At 56.2% G+C, this 19,319-nt stretch carries 18 protein-coding genes and 1 tRNA gene; 12 read left to right on the top strand and 7 right to left on the bottom strand.

The annotated features are described in order from the left end of the window. Nucleotides 1-150: 150 nt before the first annotated feature. From LL947_RS10860 to mtgA, 3 genes are all read left to right on the top strand, one after another. Entirely contained in the window at nt 151-1,260 is a 1,110-nt protein-coding gene (locus LL947_RS10860; RefSeq protein WP_290822688.1) for an S-(hydroxymethyl)glutathione dehydrogenase/class III alcohol dehydrogenase, read from the top strand. Nucleotides 1,261-1,370: 110 nt separating this feature from the next. After that, complete coding sequence (fghA, locus tag LL947_RS10855; protein WP_290822690.1) at nt 1,371-2,225, top strand: S-formylglutathione hydrolase; 855 nt, start codon at nt 1,371-1,373, stop codon at nt 2,223-2,225. 9 nt (nt 2,226-2,234) lie between these two features. Beyond that, nucleotides 2,235-2,963, top strand: a complete 729-nt coding sequence (gene mtgA, locus LL947_RS10850) for a monofunctional biosynthetic peptidoglycan transglycosylase (protein WP_290822692.1) — start codon at nt 2,235-2,237, stop codon at nt 2,961-2,963. A 29-nt stretch (nt 2,964-2,992) separates the two neighbouring features. Here mtgA and LL947_RS10845 read toward each other — a convergent pair whose 3' ends face one another. After that, the gene (locus LL947_RS10845; protein ID WP_499834416.1) at nt 2,993-3,919 is read right to left on the bottom strand and encodes a DMT family transporter; all 927 of its coding nucleotides are present in this window, start codon (nt 3,917-3,919) and stop codon (nt 2,993-2,995) included. 186 nt (nt 3,920-4,105) lie between these two features. Between LL947_RS10845 and LL947_RS10840 the strand changes: the two genes are divergently transcribed. The 3 genes from LL947_RS10840 to LL947_RS10830 all read left to right on the top strand — a co-directional run bounded on the left by LL947_RS10840 (nt 4,106) and on the right by LL947_RS10830 (nt 7,393). Further along, nucleotides 4,106-4,495 (top strand): DUF4168 domain-containing protein, encoded by a 390-nt coding sequence (locus LL947_RS10840; protein WP_499833195.1) that lies wholly within the window; start codon nt 4,106-4,108, stop codon nt 4,493-4,495. A gap of 262 nt (nt 4,496-4,757) precedes the next feature. Further along, the gene (locus LL947_RS10835) at nt 4,758-6,671 is read left to right on the top strand and encodes a DUF294 nucleotidyltransferase-like domain-containing protein (protein WP_499833194.1); all 1,914 of its coding nucleotides are present in this window, start codon (nt 4,758-4,760) and stop codon (nt 6,669-6,671) included. Beyond that, nucleotides 6,671-7,393: a 3'-5' exonuclease gene (locus LL947_RS10830; RefSeq protein WP_499833193.1), complete on the top strand. Its 723-nt coding sequence runs from the start codon at nt 6,671-6,673 to the stop codon at nt 7,391-7,393. Before LL947_RS10835 ends, LL947_RS10830 begins: the two co-directional genes overlap by 1 nt. A gap of 94 nt (nt 7,394-7,487) precedes the next feature. Here LL947_RS10830 and LL947_RS10825 read toward each other — a convergent pair whose 3' ends face one another. The 5 genes from LL947_RS10825 to LL947_RS10805 all read right to left on the bottom strand — a co-directional run bounded on the left by LL947_RS10825 (nt 7,488) and on the right by LL947_RS10805 (nt 13,995). Then, complete coding sequence (locus LL947_RS10825) at nt 7,488-9,137, bottom strand: BCCT family transporter (protein WP_404413864.1); 1,650 nt, start codon at nt 9,135-9,137, stop codon at nt 7,488-7,490. A gap of 202 nt (nt 9,138-9,339) precedes the next feature. Continuing rightward, nucleotides 9,340-10,995: a BCCT family transporter gene (locus LL947_RS10820; protein ID WP_499833192.1), complete on the bottom strand. Its 1,656-nt coding sequence runs from the start codon at nt 10,993-10,995 to the stop codon at nt 9,340-9,342. 68 nt (nt 10,996-11,063) lie between these two features. Next, on the bottom strand, nt 11,064-11,489 hold the full coding sequence (locus tag LL947_RS10815; protein ID WP_290822699.1) for a universal stress protein: 426 nt from the start codon (nt 11,487-11,489) through the stop codon (nt 11,064-11,066). 339 nt (nt 11,490-11,828) lie between these two features. After that, nucleotides 11,829-13,040, bottom strand: coding sequence for a PQQ-dependent sugar dehydrogenase (locus LL947_RS10810; protein ID WP_499834415.1), 1,212 nt, complete (start codon nt 13,038-13,040; stop codon nt 11,829-11,831). A 79-nt stretch (nt 13,041-13,119) separates the two neighbouring features. Next, a complete protein-coding gene (locus LL947_RS10805; protein ID WP_499833191.1) occupies nt 13,120-13,995 on the bottom strand; it encodes an AEC family transporter in 876 nt (291 codons plus the stop codon). Between the two features lie 140 nt (nt 13,996-14,135). On the opposite strand from LL947_RS10805, the gene LL947_RS10800 reads away from it, so the two are divergent. After that, nucleotides 14,136-15,974 (top strand): ABC transporter ATP-binding protein, encoded by a 1,839-nt coding sequence (locus LL947_RS10800; protein ID WP_499833190.1) that lies wholly within the window; start codon nt 14,136-14,138, stop codon nt 15,972-15,974. Here LL947_RS10800 and LL947_RS10795 read toward each other — a convergent pair. Then, a complete protein-coding gene (locus tag LL947_RS10795) occupies nt 15,971-16,129 on the bottom strand; it encodes a hypothetical protein (protein ID WP_499833189.1) in 159 nt (52 codons plus the stop codon). The genes LL947_RS10800 and LL947_RS10795 overlap by 4 nt on opposite strands. 114 nt (nt 16,130-16,243) lie before the next feature. Here LL947_RS10795 and LL947_RS10790 point away from each other — a divergent pair. The 5 genes from LL947_RS10790 to LL947_RS10770 all read left to right on the top strand — a co-directional run bounded on the left by LL947_RS10790 (nt 16,244) and on the right by LL947_RS10770 (nt 19,270). Then, a tRNA-Ile gene (locus tag LL947_RS10790) sits at nt 16,244-16,320 on the top strand. Between the two features lie 110 nt (nt 16,321-16,430). Then, nucleotides 16,431-17,708, top strand: coding sequence for a tyrosine-type recombinase/integrase (locus tag LL947_RS10785; protein ID WP_499833188.1), 1,278 nt, complete (start codon nt 16,431-16,433; stop codon nt 17,706-17,708). Nucleotides 17,709-17,805: 97 nt separating this feature from the next. Then, the gene (locus LL947_RS10780) at nt 17,806-18,441 is read left to right on the top strand and encodes a hypothetical protein (RefSeq protein ID WP_499833187.1); all 636 of its coding nucleotides are present in this window, start codon (nt 17,806-17,808) and stop codon (nt 18,439-18,441) included. Nucleotides 18,442-18,554: 113 nt separating this feature from the next. After that, complete coding sequence (locus LL947_RS10775; RefSeq protein ID WP_499833186.1) at nt 18,555-18,815, top strand: helix-turn-helix transcriptional regulator; 261 nt, start codon at nt 18,555-18,557, stop codon at nt 18,813-18,815. Further along, nucleotides 18,812-19,270: a hypothetical protein gene (locus LL947_RS10770; RefSeq protein WP_499833185.1), complete on the top strand. Its 459-nt coding sequence runs from the start codon at nt 18,812-18,814 to the stop codon at nt 19,268-19,270. Before LL947_RS10775 ends, LL947_RS10770 begins: the two co-directional genes overlap by 4 nt. The last annotated feature ends 49 nt before the right edge of the window (nt 19,271-19,319 follow it).

Raw genomic sequence — 19,319 nt, 5'->3', positions numbered from 1 at the left:
ATAAGACAAAGCCCTTGTAGATAATTTTCTGCAGGGGCTTTTAGCTGTTAATGATGGCGCATTCAGACAAGCCGGCATTGATGTCGTTGTTTATATTGGTGAATATATGAATATCCATTCAACACTACCCAAAACCTAAGGACGATGACCATGAAATCACGTGCAGCAGTGGCGCTTGAAGCAGGCAAGCCACTTGAGCTGGTAGACATTGATGTGGAAGGTCCAAAAGCCGGTGAGGTGCTGGTTAAAATGGCGGCGACCAGCGTCTGTCATACCGATGCCTATACGCTTTCAGGGGCAGACCCGGAAGGTAACTTCCCGGCGGTGCTGGGTCATGAGGGCGCCGGCATTGTTCAGGAAGTGGGCCCAGGGGTGGCCAGTGTCAAACCCGGGGATCATGTCATTCCGCTGTATACGGCAGAGTGCGGTCAGTGCAAGTTCTGCCTGTCGGGCAAGACCAACCTGTGTGGTTCAGTGCGCGCCACTCAAGGGAAAGGGGTCATGCCGGATGGTACCTCGCGCTTTTCGCTGGAAGGCAAGATGCTCCACCACTATATGGGCACGTCTACCTTCAGTGAGTATACGGTGCTTCCGGAAGTGTCTCTGGCGGTAGTTTCCAAGGAAGCCCCCATGGACAAAATCTGCCTGCTGGGCTGTGGCGTCACCACCGGTATTGGTGCTGTGCTGAATACTGCCAAGGTAGAACCAGGCTCAACCGTGGCCGTGTTTGGCCTGGGGGCGATCGGTCTGGCGGTGATTCAGGGCGCCATGATGGCCAAGGCGTCACGGATTATTGCCATTGACGTCAACCCCGACAAGTTTGAGTTGGCCAAACAGTTCGGGGCAACCGATTTTGTCAATCCCAAGGACTACAGCGACCCGATCCAGCAAGTGATTGTTGACCTGACGGATGGTGGCGTTGACTACTCGTTTGAATGCATCGGCAATGTCAATGTCATGCGTTCGGCACTGGAGTGCTGCCACAAAGGCTGGGGGGAGTCGATCATCATCGGGGTGGCCGGCGCCGGGGAAGAAATTGCCACGCGGCCTTTCCAGCTGGTCACAGGGCGGGTCTGGAAAGGCTCTGCATTCGGCGGCGTCAAAGGCCGTAGCGAGTTGCCCGGATATGTTGAACGCTACATGAACGGTGAGATCAATATCGATGATTTTATCACTCATGACATGCCGTTTGAGCAGATCAACGAAGCCTTTGACCTGCTCCACGCGGGGAAGAGCATTCGTACCGTGCTGCATTACTGATTATGATGGTGGCATCATGATCTGGCGCCCGTAAGGGCGCAGGATGCGTGGCGTGGCCTTGGTGGCTGCGCCAGGCAAGGATTCCGGAGCCTGTTGTCAGGAGCGTGCCTATGAGCATGAGTGAAACCCTAGAGCTGGTATCGGCCAACCGTAGTTTTGGCGGTTGGCACAAGCGCTATCGTCATTATTCGCGGGCGCTGGATTGCGACATGATCTTTGCCGTTTATCTGCCGCCCCAGGCGGAAGAGGAGCGGGTACCACTGCTCTGGTGGCTGTCAGGTTTAACCTGCAATGATGAAAACTTCATGCAGAAAGCCGGCGCCCACCGCCTTGCCGCCGAGCTGGGTGTGGCCATTATCTGCCCGGATACCAGTCCGAGAGGTACCGACCTGCCCGGTGAACATGAGCGCTATGACCTGGGCTCTGGCGCGGGCTTTTATGTCAATGCCACTGAAGCACCATGGAAGCCGCATTACCGTATGTACGATTATGTGGCTGAAGAACTGCCCTCTGTGGTACGTCAGCACTTTCCGGTCAATGGGCGCGAATCGATCAGTGGCCATTCCATGGGCGGCCATGGTGCCTTGATTCTGGCCTTGCGCCACCCAGGGCGTTTTCGCTCGGTGTCGGCCTTTTCTCCAGTGGTCAACCCTATGGCGTGCCCCTGGGGGCGTAATGCGTTTAGCCATTACCTTGGCGACGATATTACCCGCTGGCGCCAATATGATGCCTGCGAACTGGTGGCCAACGGCGCTTCACGCCAGCGGCTTTTCATTGATCAGGGGGAAGCTGACCAGTTCCTTGAAGAACAGCTCAAGCCGGATCATCTGGAAGCCGTCTGCGATCAGCATGACCATCCGCTGACGCTCAGGCGTCAACCGGGCTATGATCATTCCTATTTCTTCATTGCCACTTTTATTGATGACCATCTGCGCTATCATGCTGAGCATTTATACAAGCGCTAAGGAACCCTGATGTTGAAACGAGCGCTCTCGCATGTAGCCGGTTTTATCTGGCGAATCCTCTGGCGAGTGGCGCTTGTTTTTATATTGGTATCCGTTGTTCTGGTGCTGCTCTTTCGCTATGTGCCGCCGCCGGGTTCCATGGTAATGCTGGAACGTAAGGTTCAAGGATGGCTAGCCAATGAGCCCATCACCCTTAACCATCAATGGCGGGATTGGGAGGCCATGGCGGACGCGGCCAAGCTGGCGGTGATAGCCGCCGAGGACCAGCGCTTTCCTTCTCATTCCGGGTTTGACCTGATTGAAATCCGCCAGGCGCTGTCGACCGCCATCAGCGGTGGACGCCTACGCGGCGCGAGCACCATCAGCCAGCAGACCGCCAAGAATGTCTTTTTGTGGAGCGGACGCAACTGGGGGCGTAAAGCGCTGGAAACCTGGTTCACCGCTTTGATAGAACTGATCTGGGGCAAGCAGCGCATCCTTGAAGTGTATCTGAACGTCGCCGAGTGGGATGAAGGCGTGTTTGGCCTGGAAGCCGCTTCCCAGCATTATTTTGGCGCATCGGCCCATGCGTTGAGTGACCGTCAGGCAAGTCTGTTAGCCGCCATTCTACCCAGCCCGCTGACCCGTAGTGCCTCCGTGCCAAGCCCTCAGGTCGAGCAGCGTAGCCAATGGATTCGTCAACAGATGCACAATCTGGGCGGGCCGCGCTACCTACAACGGTTACCTCCCGCACCCTGAATCCTTGTGAGTAGAAGTGTCACCCTAGATTATGCCTGGCTGCCAGCCTGTGATGATTTAACCACCATCACGACACCCAGAATAGTGATGGCCATTCCCAGCAGGCCTGGCCAGGGCAGGCGTTCGTCAAATAGCCACCAGGCCTGCAGGGCGGTTACCGGGGGAACCAGGTAGAAAAGACTGGCTACTCTTGAAGCCTCGCCTTTTTTGATCAGCGCCATTAGCAGCATGATGGCGGCAATGGACAGCACCAGTACCAGCCAGCCAAGGGTCAATACAAAGGTGGGTGTCCAATTCACGCTGCGGGTTTCCAGCAACAGTGCGCCAACGCCAAACAGGGCGCCTGCGGCCAGGTATTGAATCGCTGTACCTGAAATCAGGTGCATGCTGGTGCAAAAACGCTTTTGGTAAAGCGTGCCAATCGAGATACCTGCCAAAGCGGTCATCACGCTGAGCAGCGCCGGTAACCCAAAACCGGCAAATAAGGTGTCGCTAATATCAAGTTTACTACCCAACACCAGAGTTATGCCTGCCAGGCCAAGAACCAGACCGATCCATTGGCGCCGGTTGAGTTTTTCACCCAGCAAAGGGCCAGCGCAGGCGGCCGTCAGCAGCGGTTGCAAACCGACCAATAGTGCAGCGAGCCCGGCGGGCATGCCGTGGTAAATGCCGTAAAAAACACCCCCCAGATACGCGCCGTGAACCAGGCAGCCGGTAATGGCTATATGCCCCCACAAACTGGCCCTGGAGGGCCAGGGAATGCGCATGACAAGTGCCAACGGGATCAGGATCAAGAGCGTCAGCATCATGCGGATAAACAGAAAGGTAAAGGGTTCGGCATAGGGAAGGCCAAATTTGGCGCCAATAAAGCCGGTGCTCCATAGTAGAACAAACAGGACGGGCATGGCGGCCAGGCTCAGCTCACTCGGTGTGGCACGGCGAGTGGTCGAGATCATTTCCTGAAGTGAGCGGCTGAGCATAAAGGCATCCTGTTCAATAAGTTAGAAGGCGGCATGGACCTATCCTGGTTTTTTTACATTAAGTTACACAAAAAATTGAACCTGTGCATCTGCCTCGCGTCAGAGTCTGTACGTTAACTAACGTACGCCTTACATTCACCTCAGAAATTACCGAGGTTTTCTATGCAACGTTTAACTGCACTGTTTTCTGCCGCTCTTCTCGCCACCGGTTTGGTAGCTACTGCCGCTCACGCCCAGCAGACACAAGACCCTGCTCAAGATCCCATGGCGACCCAGGAAGCGCCAGCGCAGGATTTCTCAGATGATCAGTTAGAACAATTTGCTGATGCATCCCAAGAAATCGCGGTTATTTCCCAGGATTATACCCAGCGCCTTCAAGAAGCAGAAGATGAAGAGAGCCAGCAGGAAGTGCGAGCTGAAGCCAACGACAAGATGATCGAAGTCGTCGAAGACAGCGGCCTGGACGTCGAAACCTTCAATGCGATTGGCCAAGCCATTCAGCAGGACCCTGAGATGATGCAGCGCGTGCAGGAAATGTCCTCAGAGTCATAATGTCATTGGTGTTATCTGGCCAGTGGCGGGATGATAGGTTAATGTCAAAATCACCCGTGATCATACTCTGATAGGGCCAGAATCACAGAAGGCTCGGCACCATAGCAGTGTCGGGCCTTTTTTGTGTCCCACTGCTTTATCTTGTGCCTTGATGCTTGCACACTGTATTCAATATGCCGCAAAACCAAGCGGCAGGCGACAAATTGTCAGTAACGGATGGTTATTTAAGGCCTGGAAACAGTCAGTCGACTAGGAGAAGTGCATGGACGTTGAGCTTTTGGAAATTCATCAGCACATGGGTAAGTATCCACCTTTTGATGGCTTGTCAGATGAGCTGCTTGATCGTATTGCCGAAAGTATTGAAGTTCGCTATTTCAAGACAGGTAGCGAGATTCTGCGTCTCAACGAAACTGTCAACGAATTGTGTTATATACGCAGTGGAGCCGTTGAGGTCTATCGCCGCCAGGGGGAGCTCTATAACCGCCTGGGTGAAGGAGACATCTTCGGCCACTTCAGCCTTTTGCGCGGGCACCGGGTGCGCTATCCGGCCAAGGCGATTGAAGATACCCTGATTTACTTCATTCCCGGGGCTGTTTTTCAGCAGCTGTGTGATGAAGACGACCATTTTGCGGATTTTATCGAAGTGGAAAGGCCGCGGCTGGAAAGCGTTGCAGAAGAGCAGAAAAAGTCCAACGACATGATGGTCACACGGATTCGCAAACTGTTATCGCGTTATCCGATCATGGTGGAGGCCACCACCACAGTGCAGGCGGCGGCTCAACAGATGAGTAATGCCCAGGCCTCGGCGCTGTTGGTGCTCAAACCTGGCAAGGATAATCCACGCTTCAGCTTCAATGACAGTGAAGGGGTTGCCTGGCAGATGTGCGGTATCCTGACCGACAGTGATTTTCGCAAGAGCATTGTTGCTCAGGGACTGCCCCCCGAGACGCCGGTAGGTGATGTGATTGGCTCTAACCTGATTACTGTCCAGTCCGATGTCTCGGTCTATGAAGCCATGTTGACCATGTTGCGCAGTAATGTGCATCACTTGCCTGTCTTGTACCGCCAGCGCCCGGTTGGGGTGGTGCATCTTTCCGATATTATCCGCTATGAAACGCACAGCGGGCTCTATCTGGTCAGCAATATTTTCAGTCAGTCCAGCGTTGAGGGGTTGGCTCGCCTGGCGCCGGATGTCAGTGCGGCTTTTGTACGCATGGTTCAGGAAGAAGCCAACTCGCATATGGTCGGCAGCGCGCTGTCGACCATAGGGCGCAGTTTTACCCGCCGCCTGCTTGAGATGGCGGAGGAAGCGCTTGGGCCGCCTCCCGTCCCCTACAGTTTTATGGTCAACGGTTCCATGGCACGAAACGAACAGACCATAGTGACCGATCAGGATAATGCGCTGGTGATTGATGATGCCTTTGATCCTGGACTGCACGATGACTATTTCTATCAACTGGCAAAGTTTGTCAGTGATGGCCTGGATGCCTGCGGTTACACCTACTGTAAAGGCGATGTCATGGCCACTAACCCGCAGTGGCGCCAACCGCTCCGGGTCTGGAAGGACTACTTTCGTGACTGGATCAATAATCCATCGCCTGAAAAACTCCTCCACAGCTCGATTTTCTTTGATCTTGACAGCGCCTATGGTGAAGACGTGTATGTCGATGATCTGCAGGATCTGGTGGCAAGTGAGGCAGCAAAGTCACCGCTGTTTTTGGCTGCCATGGCACGTAATGCGCTTAACCGTACGCCACCTCTGGGGTTCTTCCGTACGTTCGTGATGGAAAAAGACGGCAAGCATAATAATTCCATCAACCTCAAGCGGCGGGGTACCGCCCCCATGGTGGACCTTATCCGGATTCATGCCCTGGCCTGTGGTTCAAAGGCGCAAAACTCCTTTGAACGACTGGATGACATTGCTAAAACACAGCTGCTGGCCAATGGGGTCAGTGATAAATTGCGCTATGCACTGGAGTTCCTATGCATGTCGCGCATTCGCCATCAGGTGATTGACCTCCAGGAAGAGCGCACACCGGATAACAACATCGAGCCGGAAAACGTTGCCAGCAACGAGCGGCATACGCTGAAAGATGCTTTTCAGGTGCTGAGTAACGCCCAGAAGTTTCTGAAATTCCGCTATCCGATGCCGGCAAGCAGGCAGGGGCGTAGCTGATGGTGATACGTCCTCGCAAGAAGGTCGTTCAGTCGGACTGGAATGCCTATTTGACCCAGCGCGGTCAGCAGGTGCGCGATCCTGCCATGCAACGTTTTTTTCAAACCCCCATGCCCGGCGGCGATACGCCAATTGCTCAGGTGCCCATGGTGGCGCTGGATATGGAAACCACGGGGCTGGATGAACGCCGCCATGCGATTGTCAGTATTGGCATTGTGCCTTTTGACATGAACAGGATTCTGCTGGCCGAGCGCCGTTACTGGGTAGTCAAGCCACCGCGACCGCTGGCGGAGGAGTCGATTGCCTTCCATCATATTACCCATTCAGAAATTGCTCATGCTCCGGATCTCAACGACGTATTGAATGAGTTGTTGGATGCTGTGGCAGGCCGCCTGGTTGTTGTGCATTTTCGGCATATCGAACGCCCGTTTCTGGATGCAGCGGTCAAGTCACGGCGCGGTGAAAGCGTGATTTTCCCGATGATCGATACCATGTCGCTGGAAGCGCGCCTGCATCGCCAGTCACTGTGGGCACGTTTTCGTCGCTGGCTGGGACGTCCACCCGTATCCATTCGCCTGAATGCCAGCCGTCAACGCTATGGTCTACCCGCTTACCAGGGCCATCATGCCCTGTTGGATGCGCTGGCCACGGCGGAACTGCTGCAGGCGCAGATTGCTCATCATTATCAACCGGAAACACCATTGCGGGATCTCTGGACCTGACCGGTGATGCTTGCCGTCAACACCCTGGTAACCTGAAGCCAATAAAAAAGGGCAGCCCTTGGGCTGCCCTACGGTCTCCTGATGATACTAGCTGTCAGGCAGTCTTAGGCTCGCTCATCAAGCCTTTGATGATCGCATAACACGCCACCAGAAGAATGATCGTGAACGGGAAACCGGTGGAGACCGACATGGTCTGCAGCGCCGTCAAGCCACCCCCCAACAACAGAGCAATGGCAATGGAGCCTTCAATGATAGCCCAGAATACACGCTGAGGTTTCGGGGCATCCACCTTGCCACCAGCGGTAATCGAGTCGATGACCAGAGAGCCGGAATCCGATGAGGTGACGAAGAAGACAATGACCAGCACGATGGCAATAAAGGAGGTGATGTTCGACAGCGGCAGTTGCTCCAGCATGATAAACAGCTGAAGGTCGACGCCAGCATCACGTACGGCTTCAATGCCCTGAGACAGGTACTGATCGATGGCTGTCCCTCCAAAGGTGGTCATCCATAGCACTGACACGAGTGAAGGAACCAACAGAACCGCGACGAGGAATTCACGCACCGTACGCCCGCGGGAGACGCGCGCGATAAACATGCCTACGTACGGAGACCAGGAAATCCACCAGGCCCAATAGAAGGCTGTCCAGCCCTGGCTGAAGTTGGCATCTTCACGGCCGAAGGGATTGGAGAGGGCGGGCAGGTTAACCACATAGTTCAGCAGGTTATCGAAAAAGCCTGTGGCAATCAGCAGGGTTGGCCCGACGGCAATCACAAAGAACAGCAGGCCTGCTGCCATGGCAATGTTGATTTTTGACAGCAGTTGAACACCTTTCTCGACCCCGGCAAGGATGGAGGCAATGGCGATAATGGTAATGCCCACAATCAGCAGTATCATGGTGACATCGCCTTCGGGGGCACCGAAGAGATAGCTCAGGCCTGCTGCTGCCTGGGTAGCCCCGAGCCCCAGTGACGTTGCCAGACCAAAAAGGGTTGCAAAAACAGCAAGGATATCAATGATATGCCCTGGCCATCCCCAGACGCGCTCGCCCAGAAGCGGATAGAAGACTGAGCGCATGGACAGCGGCAGACCTTTATTGAAGGCAAACAGGGCAAGCGACAGGGCAACGACCGCGTAGATCGCCCAGGGGTGCAGGCCCCAGTGGAAAATGGTGGCGGCCATGCCGAGAGCCGCAGAGCCGGCTGCATCGCCTTCCAGCTCGCCAGTTGCGCCACCCAGCGGCGCCCAGTTGCTGCCATCAAAGGAGGTGCCGAAGTGGGCAAGCGGCTCATTGACGCCGAAGAACATCAGGCCAATGCCCATCCCGGCAGCAAACAGCATGGAGAACCAGCCCATATAGGTAAAGTCCGGCTTGGCCTCGGCGCCACCAATGCGTACTTTACCGAACGGTGAAACTATCAGAAAAAGGCACAGCAACACAAAGATGTTGGCTGCAAAAATGAAGAACCAGGCAAGGTTGGTGGTCAGGTAGCTGAAAACCACATCATAAACAGGGGCAACCTGATCCTGTAATGCCAGAGTCAGGACCACGAACAGAACAATCACCAAGGATGAAATGGTGAATACCTTGCCATGCAGGTCGATATTGAACCCCATTGGCGAGGCTGTCAGGTTGTCCTGCCCGATTACATAATCGGTATCGATCAGGTTGGCAGGGCCGTCAGGGGCAGGCACCCCCTCGGAACGTTTTTTTTCTTCAGGACGTTGAGAGTTTGAGTCCATAGGACATCTCCGTCATAGGTGGGTAATGATTGAGCGCTGCAACTTGGACCACAGCACTCCTGGATATCTATCGTTGACCGGAATGACATTTCAGCATCACGCCGTAGTTGTTTAAATTATTAACGATAGAAAACTTGGCAAAGCACCACACAAGAAGAGCAGCCCTGAGGCTGCTCTTGATCTTGGGGTGCTGATCGCTTGATCAGACCGCTTTGGGTTCACTCATCAAGCCTTTGATAATGGCATAGCATGCCACCAACAGAATGATAGTGAACGGGAAGCCGGTAGAAACCGCCATGGTCTGCAGGGCGGTCAAACCGCCACCCAGCAGCAGGGCAATGGCGATAGTACCTTCAATAATGGCCCAGAACACGCGCTGCGGTTTGGGTGCATCGACCTTGCCCCCTGCGGTAATCGAATCGATGACCAGTGAGCCGGAATCCGACGAGGTCACAAAGAACACAATCACCAACACAATGGCAATAAAGCTGGTGATGCCAGACAGCGGCAGCTGTTCCAGCATGACAAAGAGCTGCAGCTCCAATCCGGCATCGCGGACTGCCTCAATTCCCTGTGAGAGGTACTGATCAATGGCGGTGCCACCAAAGGCGGTCATCCACAGGATTGAGACGGTGGAAGGAACCAGGAGAACCGAGATGATGAACTCACGCACGGTACGGCCCCGGGATACCCGGGCAATAAACATACCCACGTACGGAGACCAGGAAATCCACCAGGCCCAGTAGAAGGCCGTCCAGCCTTGACTGAAGTTGGCATCTTCACGGCCAAAAGGATTGGAGAGCGCTGGCAGGTTCACCACATAGCTCATGAGGTTTTCAAAGAAACCGGTGGCAATAATCAGGGTAGGGCCGACGCCAATCACAAAGAACAGCAAGGCGGCTGCCAGGCCAATGTTGATTTTCGAGAGTAGCTGTACGCCTTTATCCACCCCGGCAAGGATGGAGCCAATGGCAATAATGGTGATCCCGATAATCAGCAGAATCATGGTGATATCGCTTTCTGGCGCGCCGAACAGATAGGTCAGACCTGCTGCTGCCTGTGAGGCGCCTATCCCCAGTGAGGTCGCCAGGCCAAACAGCGTGGCGAACACCGCCAGAATGTCGATGACATGTCCTGGCCACCCCCAGACGCGCTCACCCAGAATGGGATAGAACACCGAGCGCATGGAAAGCGGCAAGCCCTTGTTGAAGGCAAACAGCGCCAGCGAGAGCGCGACCACCGAATAGATTGCCCAGGGGTGCAGGCCCCAATGGAAAATGGTCGCAGCCATACCCACGGCAACAGAGCCGGCTTCGTCACCTTCAAAGTCACCTGCTGCACCACCGAGTGGTGCCCAGCTACCGCCATCATAGGCAGTCCCAAAATGCGTTAACGGTTCGCTGACCCCGTAGAACATCAGGCCAATGCCCATGCCAGCTGCAAACAGCATGGAGAACCAGCCCATGTAGGTAAAGTCCGGCTTGGCAGCCGCGCCGCCAATGCGGATTTTACCTAATGGTGAAACGATCAGGAAAAGACACAGAATGACAAAAATGTTGGCCGACAGGATGAAGAACCAGGCCAGGTTGCCGGTCAGAAAGTTGAAGACCGCATCATATATGGGGGCGATCTGATCCTGAAGAGCCAGGGTCAGCACCACGAACAGCACGATCAGCAAGGAGGAGATGGTGAATACCTTGCCGTGCAGGTCGATACTAAAGCCCATTGGCGAGGCAGTGATGTTGTCTTGACCGATCACGTAATCGGTATCAATCAGGTTCGCCGCACCTTCTGGAGCAGGAATACCCTCGGAGGGAGCCGGTGTATAGTCATCCGGATTCTGAGAGTTGTTGTCCATTGGACATCTCCGTCGATTTTATTTGGGCAGACCAGTCTTGCGCATTACTGTCAGCGCAGAAGATTGGTTCACGTTTCAGTCGGGCGCACCAGGAAAACGGATGCATCGGTGTGGGTCGCCACCTTGCCACCGTGGGAGGGCATGACGGCATCAAGATGACGCGGCAGATGGGTTGCCATGATGACAAGGTCGACGCCGAGTTCCTCAATGGCTTTCACAAGTATGTTATCGACATTGGCGATGGGATCCGTGGAGCTGTATACCTTGGCCGTCACCGGTTGACCATGAACGCCATGACGCTTTTGAGCAAAGGCTTCAAGCTTCTGCTGGTACTCGTCTGGTGTTCTGGCCACGCTGTTAGGCGCAGTGGAGGTTACTCCCACGTAGGTGATAGAAGCATCGTGGTGTTTGGCTGTATCGGCAACGACTTCCAGCGAGGGTTCGAGCACCTCGATGTGAGCGAGGTCGACTGGAACCATGATGTGCTTGAACATGCGAAACTCCTTCTTTTGTCAATGACAGAGGGATTGGCGAAATATCAACGCCAATCGGCTTGACTGGCCTGGGAATCAGCTCAGTAAAGCGTACTGTCGTGTTGATGTGGTGTGATCGTTATCAAGCCTGCGGTTAAAAATGATGAATAAAGGTGATGCCTTTCAGGGTGCGCCGTATCTGGAGAACGCTAGCCCGACAGTTTCATAAAATAAAAGATGGATAAAAGCCTGCTTACTATCATCAACAATTATACATAGATGAGCTGTCAATGTCAGAGTACAGGAATCGTGCAATCTACCCCAGCCAAACACTACGTACTTTTGAGGGTGATGGACAGGTTATGGCGCGTGTCTGTTTAAACGGTACAGGCTCCCCTTTGGCGCATCTGTCAATAAATAGAGTGCACCGTCGGGAGCCTGGCGAATATCACGAAGGCGACCCAGTTCCCCGTTTAAAACGACCTCGCGAGCGATAATTTCTGTGTTGTTCTCGGTGATGTTGCCTTTGTTGTCAGAATTGCTTTGTTCACCATTGGCCAGTGTCAGGCGAATAAGCTGCTGGCTGGCGAGGCCGCCGGCCAGTAAGTGCTCCTGCCATTCCGGATACGTATCAGACGTTACTTGAGTTAACCCAGAGGGTGCGAAACGGCCCTGGAATACGTGTAGAGGATCGCGCATGCCGGGAAGGGAGTCCTCACCAATGGGCTGATTGGTCGAATAATCGTTGCCCTGACTGACCTTTGGCCAACCGTAATTGTCACCTGCCATCAAGTGATTGAGTTCGTCACCGGTGCGTGGCCCATGTTCGGTTGCCCAGGGATCGCCGTTGCTGAGAACCGTTAAACCCTGAATGTTACGGTTACCCAGGGTGTAGATTTCATCCCGCGTATCGGGGTCACCAATGAAGGGGTTATCGTCAGGCACGCCACCGGTATCGTTCAGGCGCAGGGTTGAACCGGCATGGTCATCCCGCGCCTGGGCGCGGTTGGGATCGCGTCCGCGGTCGCCAATGCTCATCAAAAGGGTGCCATCTTCAAGCCAGGCCAGGCGTGAACCGTAATGGCGCCCGGGTGCAGAAGCGCGATCCTGTTCAAAAATATGTTCAACGGGCCCGAGGGAATCTCCCTGCCACTTGGCCCGAGAGAGCGCCGTGCGGCTCAGGTTGCCTTCAGGCTTGCTCCAAGTAAAGTAGATCCAATCGTTCTGGCCATCCGACTGTCCAAAACGTGGATGCAGGCTGATATCCAGCAAGCCACCCTGACCCTGAGTGCTCACTTGAGGCATGCCTTTCAGGGTCTGCTTGTTGCCTTGTTGATCAATCAGTATCAGTTCCCCGGAGCGCTGGCTGACCAGGTAGCGGGCATCCGGCAGGAAGGCGACTGACCAGGGGCGGTTCAGTCCGCTGGCCACGCGTTCAATGTTCAGCGTAAAGTGCTGAGTGTCAACGCTGAGTGAGGATTGGGCATGGGTAGTCGCACTCAAGGCCAGGGCGGCGGTGATGGCAAGAAGGGTGCTGGTTATGTGCCTGCACCAAGGCTGGCAATAAAAGATGGCCACGTGGACTCTCCCTCCAGAACGATGATTACAGCCTAGCAGGGAAACGCGTTCGGGGCTTCAACGGCTGATGACGCTACATCAATAACGCCAGCAGGATGGGTAGATAGAACAGGCCCATCAGGGTTGAACAGAATACCAGGCTTGCCACGTATCCAGGTTCACGGTTGGCGCGTTGGGCAAACAGGTAATTGAACACGGCGACCGGCATGCTCATCTGCAGTATCAGGATGCTGTGGGCCATGGCGGGCAAGTGGAGCAGATAACCAATGGCCCAGGCGATCGCCGCCGCCAAAGGGATGCGTATCAGGCTGAAGCGAATCCCGGAGCGCAGGCTCTTCACCTGAATGCTGGCCAGTGAGACTCCCAGGGTAATCAGCATCAGCGGTACAGTGAATCCGGACATCAAATCGACACTGTTGGCTAGCCAGAGCGGCAGTGACGTGTCGGTCAAAAGTAGCGTCATTGCCATGACAATGGCATAGACCGTCGGCGTTTTGGCCAAGGTCTTCAGTGGGTTGCCGTGGCTGCCGAGAAGGCTTCCCAGGGTGAACTGAAACAGTGATACCGTCACCATGACGGTAATGCCGTAGGCAAAGCCCGCACTACCGAAAGCGTACAACACCACAGGCAGCCCCATATTGCCTGTATTGGGGTACATCATCGGGGCCAGTAATACGCGCCAGTCGCGGGCCAGCATTTTGGCGACAAAAAAGGTGGCGACTGCCATGCTGACCATGACCAGCGAGGTTGCCAGCATGGTACGCCCGAAGGTTGTGGCATCAATCTCCGCGCCGCTGAGTGAGGCAAGCACCAGAGCAGGTGTGCCAATGTTAAACACCAGGCGGGTCACAAAGTCGACGGGGTAGGGATGGCCCAGGCGTACCCAGGTATATCCCAGGCCTGCACCTGCAATAACGGGGGCCATGACGGCAAACAGCTCGGCAAGCATTAACATTCCTTAAGGGTTGTTCAGGCTTCATTGTCGTTAATTAGGCCGCTAACTGGCAAGCTGTCAGCCACCGCTGGCTAATCGATACTGTCAATGCAGCGCCTTTCAGGCTGGAAAGGCCCGACAACCAAGGAAACGACGTGACGACTTCTTCGCCTTCAACGCAACCCCATTCGTCTTCAAGCCAAAGCTTTCAGGCGCTTATCCGGCTGTTGCGCTATGCCAGGGGCTACCGGCGGCGCATAGTGGCGGCCAGCGCCTGCTCGATTATCAATAAGCTGTTTGATATCGCTCCGGAAATCCTGATTGGTGTCGCGATTGATGTGGTCGTCAACCAGGAGAAAAGCTTTGTTGCCCGCCTGGGGTTTGAATCCCCTCAGGAGCAGATCACCATACTGGCCGTGCTGACCTTCTTTATCTGGGCAGGCGAATCGCTGTTTGAATACCTTTTTCAGGTGCTATGGCGCAATCTGGCTCAGCGATTACAGGCCGATATGCGTCAGGACACCTATGAACATGCCCAGCGGTTAGATATGGCGTTTTTTGAGTCGAGAAGCTCTGGCCAGCTGGTAGCCACCATGAACGACGATGTCAATCAGCTGGAGCGTTTCCTGGATGGTGGCGCCAATGCCCTGATTCAGGTCGGCGTTACAGTTGTGGCGGTGGGCGCGGTATTTTTTGTACTTTCCCCGCTGATTGCGCTGTTGGCGTTTACCCCGATTCCGCTGATCATCTGGGGCGCCTTCTTCTTTCAGCGCAAGGCCGGGCCGCTGTACAGCGATGTGCGTGAAAAGGTCGGCGATCTGGGCAGCCGCCTGTCAAATAACCTGAGCGGCATTGCCACCATCAAAAGCTTTACCAGTGAAGCGCGTGAAGCCGAGCGCCTACGCGAGGTCAGTGAAGCCTATGTAGACGCTAATCGCCGGGCGATTCAGGTCAGCTCTGCGTTTATTCCCGTGATTCGGATGGCGATTCTGGCGGGCTTTCTGGCGACCTTTACAGTGGGTGGCATGATGGCGCTTAACGGTAATCTTAACGTTGGTGCCTACGGTGTGCTGGTTTTCCTTACCCAGCGCCTGCTCTGGCCTTTGACGGGGCTTGCTCAGGTGATTGACCTTTTCGAGCGCGCCATGGCCAGCACCAAACGGATTCTCGACCTGCTGGAAGTGCCGATTACCGTTAAAGACGACAGTGCCACGCCACTGGCAGCGCCTGTTATGGGTGAGGTCTGCTTTGAAGCAGTAAGCTTCCACTATGACGCCAGCCAGGTCGGCGTGAAAAGCGTGGATTTATATGTGCCTGCAGGCAACACCCTGGCCCTGGTGGGGGCTACCGGTTCGGGTAAATCCACGCTGATCAAGCTACTGCTGCGTTTCTATGACCCCACCAGCGGCCGAGTGCTGGTGGATGGCCAGCCGATCAATGCGGTCAGCATGCACTCGTTACGCCAGGCGATTGGCCTGGTTAGCCAGGATGTCTACCTGTTTGAAGGTAGCATCCGTGACAATATTGCCTACGGCAGACCCGATGCACCAGACGCCGACATTATTGACGCCGCGAAAACCGCCGTGGCCTGGAGCTTTATCGCAACATTACCCCAAGGCCTGGAAACCCCGGTGGGCGAGAGGGGCGTACGGCTCTCGGGTGGGCAACGCCAGCGGCTCTCCCTGGCCAGAGCGCTACTTAAAGACCCGCCCATACTGGTGCTGGATGAAGCTACCAGCGCGGTTGACAACGAAACCGAGGCAGCGATTCAGCGCTCCCTTGAACGCATTGCCCGCGGGCGTACCGTCATCATGATTGCCCACCGGCTGTCCACCATAGTTGATGCCGATGAAATCGTGGTGATTGAAAAAGGCCAGGTCGCTGAGCGAGGCAACCATTCAAGTTTGCTGGCAGCCAACGGCCATTATGCTGCCCAATGGCGGGTGCAGACCGGGGCTGCCCGGGCAGGCGATAGAGATACCCTGGTCGACTAGCGATTGACCAGCCGGGCGGACAGCTTTACTGGCACATAAGGCTCAGGCGTTTGGTAGCCTACCAGGGCCAGCAGCGTGCGCACCGTCGAGTTGGCCATCAGGGCATTGCCATCCAGTGGCAGGGGTAAAAACACCACGACAAACATGCCTTTCATAAGTCATCTCCAGATGGGCTACCCCCATAGACTCAACATGCATAAAAGTGCCCTGTGCTGAATGGAAAAGGCTAGCCCCGGCGATCAAGTTTCGCTATGATATGCGCGCTTTACGGGCCCATAGCTCAGTTGGTTAGAGCAGGGGACTCATAATCCCTTGGTCGTAGGTTCAAGTCCTACTGGGCCCACCAGTCAAATCCCCTAAAATCAGAAGCTTCCCCACCTGTACTTGTAGTATCGCGTGGCATGTACTAGCATCCAATAGCACATCCTATGTTGGTAGCTATGTTGGTAAGAGTCTATGCCCAAGAAAGCTCGTCCCCTATCCGCCCTTGAGGTGAAGCGACTTACCACCCCCGGTTTCCATGCCGTGGGCGACGTGGCCGGCTTGCTGCTGCGAGTCGATAGGAGCGGCGCTCGTTCGTGGATTCTGCGCTACTCCACTGGCGAATCACGCCTGGCCAAGAGCGGCAAGCCCTACAAGGTGCGCCGGGACCACGGTTTGGGCGGCTACCCCGATACATCCCTGGCCATGGCCCGCGAGAAAGCGCGCAAGGTCCGCGAGCTGCTGGCCGAGGGTATCGACCCCCTGAGCCAAAAGAAGGCCGCCAAGCAAGCGCGGTTGGCAGCCGAACGGCGCCGCCTGACATTCGCCCAGGCAGCCGAAGCCGTCATTAAAGTGAAGCAAGCCGAGGCCAGCAGCCCGCGACATTCCCAGCAATGGCGCAAGAGCCTGGAAGCATATGCCTTGCCGGAGTTGGGCGCCATGAGCGTGGCCGATATTGAGCTGGTCCACGTCAAGCAAGCCCTTGAGCCTATCTGGCAGAGCAAGCCCACCACCGCCGCCCGCGTGCGCCAGCGCATCGAGAGCGTAATGGCGTGGGCGACTGCCCACGGGCATCGTGACGGGCCCAACCCCGCCGCCTGGAAGGGCAATTTGGATGCCGTGCTGCCGTCCACCGCCAAGATAAAGAAGAAGGCCCACCACCGCGCGATGCCGATTGATGACATGCCGGCTTTCTGGACGCGGCTGAGCGAGCGCGACGATATGGCATCCAAGGCGCTGGCGTTCACCATCCTGACGGGCAGCCGTTCCGGCGAGGTGCTGGGCGCCCGTTGGGAGGAGATCGACCTGGCCGGAGCAGTTTGGACGGTGCCTCCTGAGCGAATGAAAGGGCGCCGCGAGCATCGCGTACCGCTGGCGCCGGCTGCCGTCGAGCTGCTGCGATCACTGCCCCAGGCCGAGGAGGGGCTGGCATTCCCCAACAAGATGGGCCGCAAGCTGGGCGACCGGGCAATGATCAACGTGCTGGACGATATGGGCGACCGTGAGCGCACCACCGTCCACGGTTTTCGTAGCAGCCTGCGCGACTGGATGGCCGAGCGCACCGCGACCCCGCATGACGTGGCCGAGATGGTGCTGGCCCACGCCATTGGCAACCAAGCCGAAGCCGCCTACCGCCGGGGTGACCTGCTGGCCAAGCGCGCCCGCGTGATGAAGCAATGGGCCGCCTTCCTGGCCACCCCTGTCAGCGCTAGCGACAAGGTGACAGCGATCCGCGAGGCATCTATCGATTAACCGATTTGGCCGGCTAGGGCCGTACACCTGAAAGCGCGGCGACTCCACCGCGCCCGCCGGCCAACCTTTCCCGGAGTGAGCGCGAGGAGTGGCGCCAATGGCACTTTCACCTTGGCATATCAAGAGCCGGTTGAGCAGTGAAGAAGTTTCCATTTTGCTGACTGGAAACGATGTCACCGACTTCCTGATTTGGCCAAAATCTGAGGACATTGAAGAAAAAAACGAATGGCATCGCGTGCTAGTAAGAGCCGCACAGGAAGGCAACTTGGAACCCGAATGGGCAGAAACCTGTGAAAATGATCCTGTACCGCTATCTGAAGGGCTTAGAGATGAATGGTCATGGGAACCATCTTTTTTTGATGAATGGAAAACAAAGTACGTCGATGGCGTTCGACTAAAATTGCGACGCCAAGAGGTTTACCGCTGGCTGAAGGCGTCAGGCGTTACCGACGATGACATACCTGAAGCGCTGCGTGTCATGCCCAAGCCCCAGGCACCAGCTTTGCAAGACAAGCCCCTTCATCATCGCCGACGGCATACCTATCTGACATTGATTGAGGCGCTGGCGCTTGAGGCGCTGGGCGGTGAGATACCACTCGAGCCCTACAAGGCCGCCGGCATACTACAAGCAGTACTGGAGCGCCAAGGGCTGAAGCTGGACAAAGACCCGATAGCCAACACTGTGAAGGAGATACAGGCCGCCCGTGATGAGCGCGCCAGCGAGCGGCCATGATTCGAGATACGCCTATCTGGAGCCCATGAGGAGCGCCACCCGTTCCATTTGGGACAAGGCGCGAGAGCGCCACGCCATGCTGCCCGTGAACCCACAACGCGAGGCAGTACCACATGGAAGACCCCACCCGCGCCGCCGCTGCTGGCGGCCATGACACCTCCGCATCGGACAAACAAGGCGCCAGCAACGTCTGGCGGGCCTGGCTGTCCGTCAAAAACTTGGCCACCCGGTACGGCACCCATGAGGCCACCATCTGGCGCTGGTCGCGAGAGGGCCGCTTTCCCGCCCCTGTGAAGCTGGCCGGCAACCTTACTCGTTGGCCACTGAGTGACGTTGAAAGCTGGGAGCAAGCCCAGCGGGAGGCGTCGTCATGAGAGCGGTTTATCATTACACCAGCGAGCGTCAACACCTGCCGTTGATCGTGTCGAGCGGTGAGCTTCAAGGCCGTGCCGATGTGGCCGGCGAGCGCCCGCTGATTTGGTTCTCTGCCCATCCTTTCTGGGAGCCCACTGCCACCAAATCCCTCTGGCTGGGCGGCCTGCTGGTCCCGCAAAACTTCGAGGAGTACCACGACGTATTCGGTTGCGTGCGCTTCGCTTTACCCGCTGATGATGGCCGGCTTATGGACTGGCGCCGAGCGTGTAGGTTTGCCGGAATTTCCAGGCGCGACCGCTGGGCATTGGAGGCGGTAGGCGCCGAGGTTGGAAGCGATCCACGGCACTGGTTTGAACTGGGTGGCCCCTTGCCCCTGGAGGAGTTGAGATGCGAGCGACTGGAGGGCGGCCAATGGCAGCCCATTAGGGCAAAGGAGGGCGCCAGCCATGTTTGAGCTTTCGCACCTGCTGGCCCGCGCCTGGCGCCGGATCACCGGCCAAGGT

This window comes from Halomonas sp. BLK-85 (assembly GCF_044792155.1).
Taxonomy (GTDB): Bacteria; Pseudomonadota; Gammaproteobacteria; order Pseudomonadales; family Halomonadaceae; genus Vreelandella.
The sequence above is the reverse complement of the archived record's forward strand: the minus strand, read 5'-3'. Positions and strand labels throughout refer to the sequence as shown.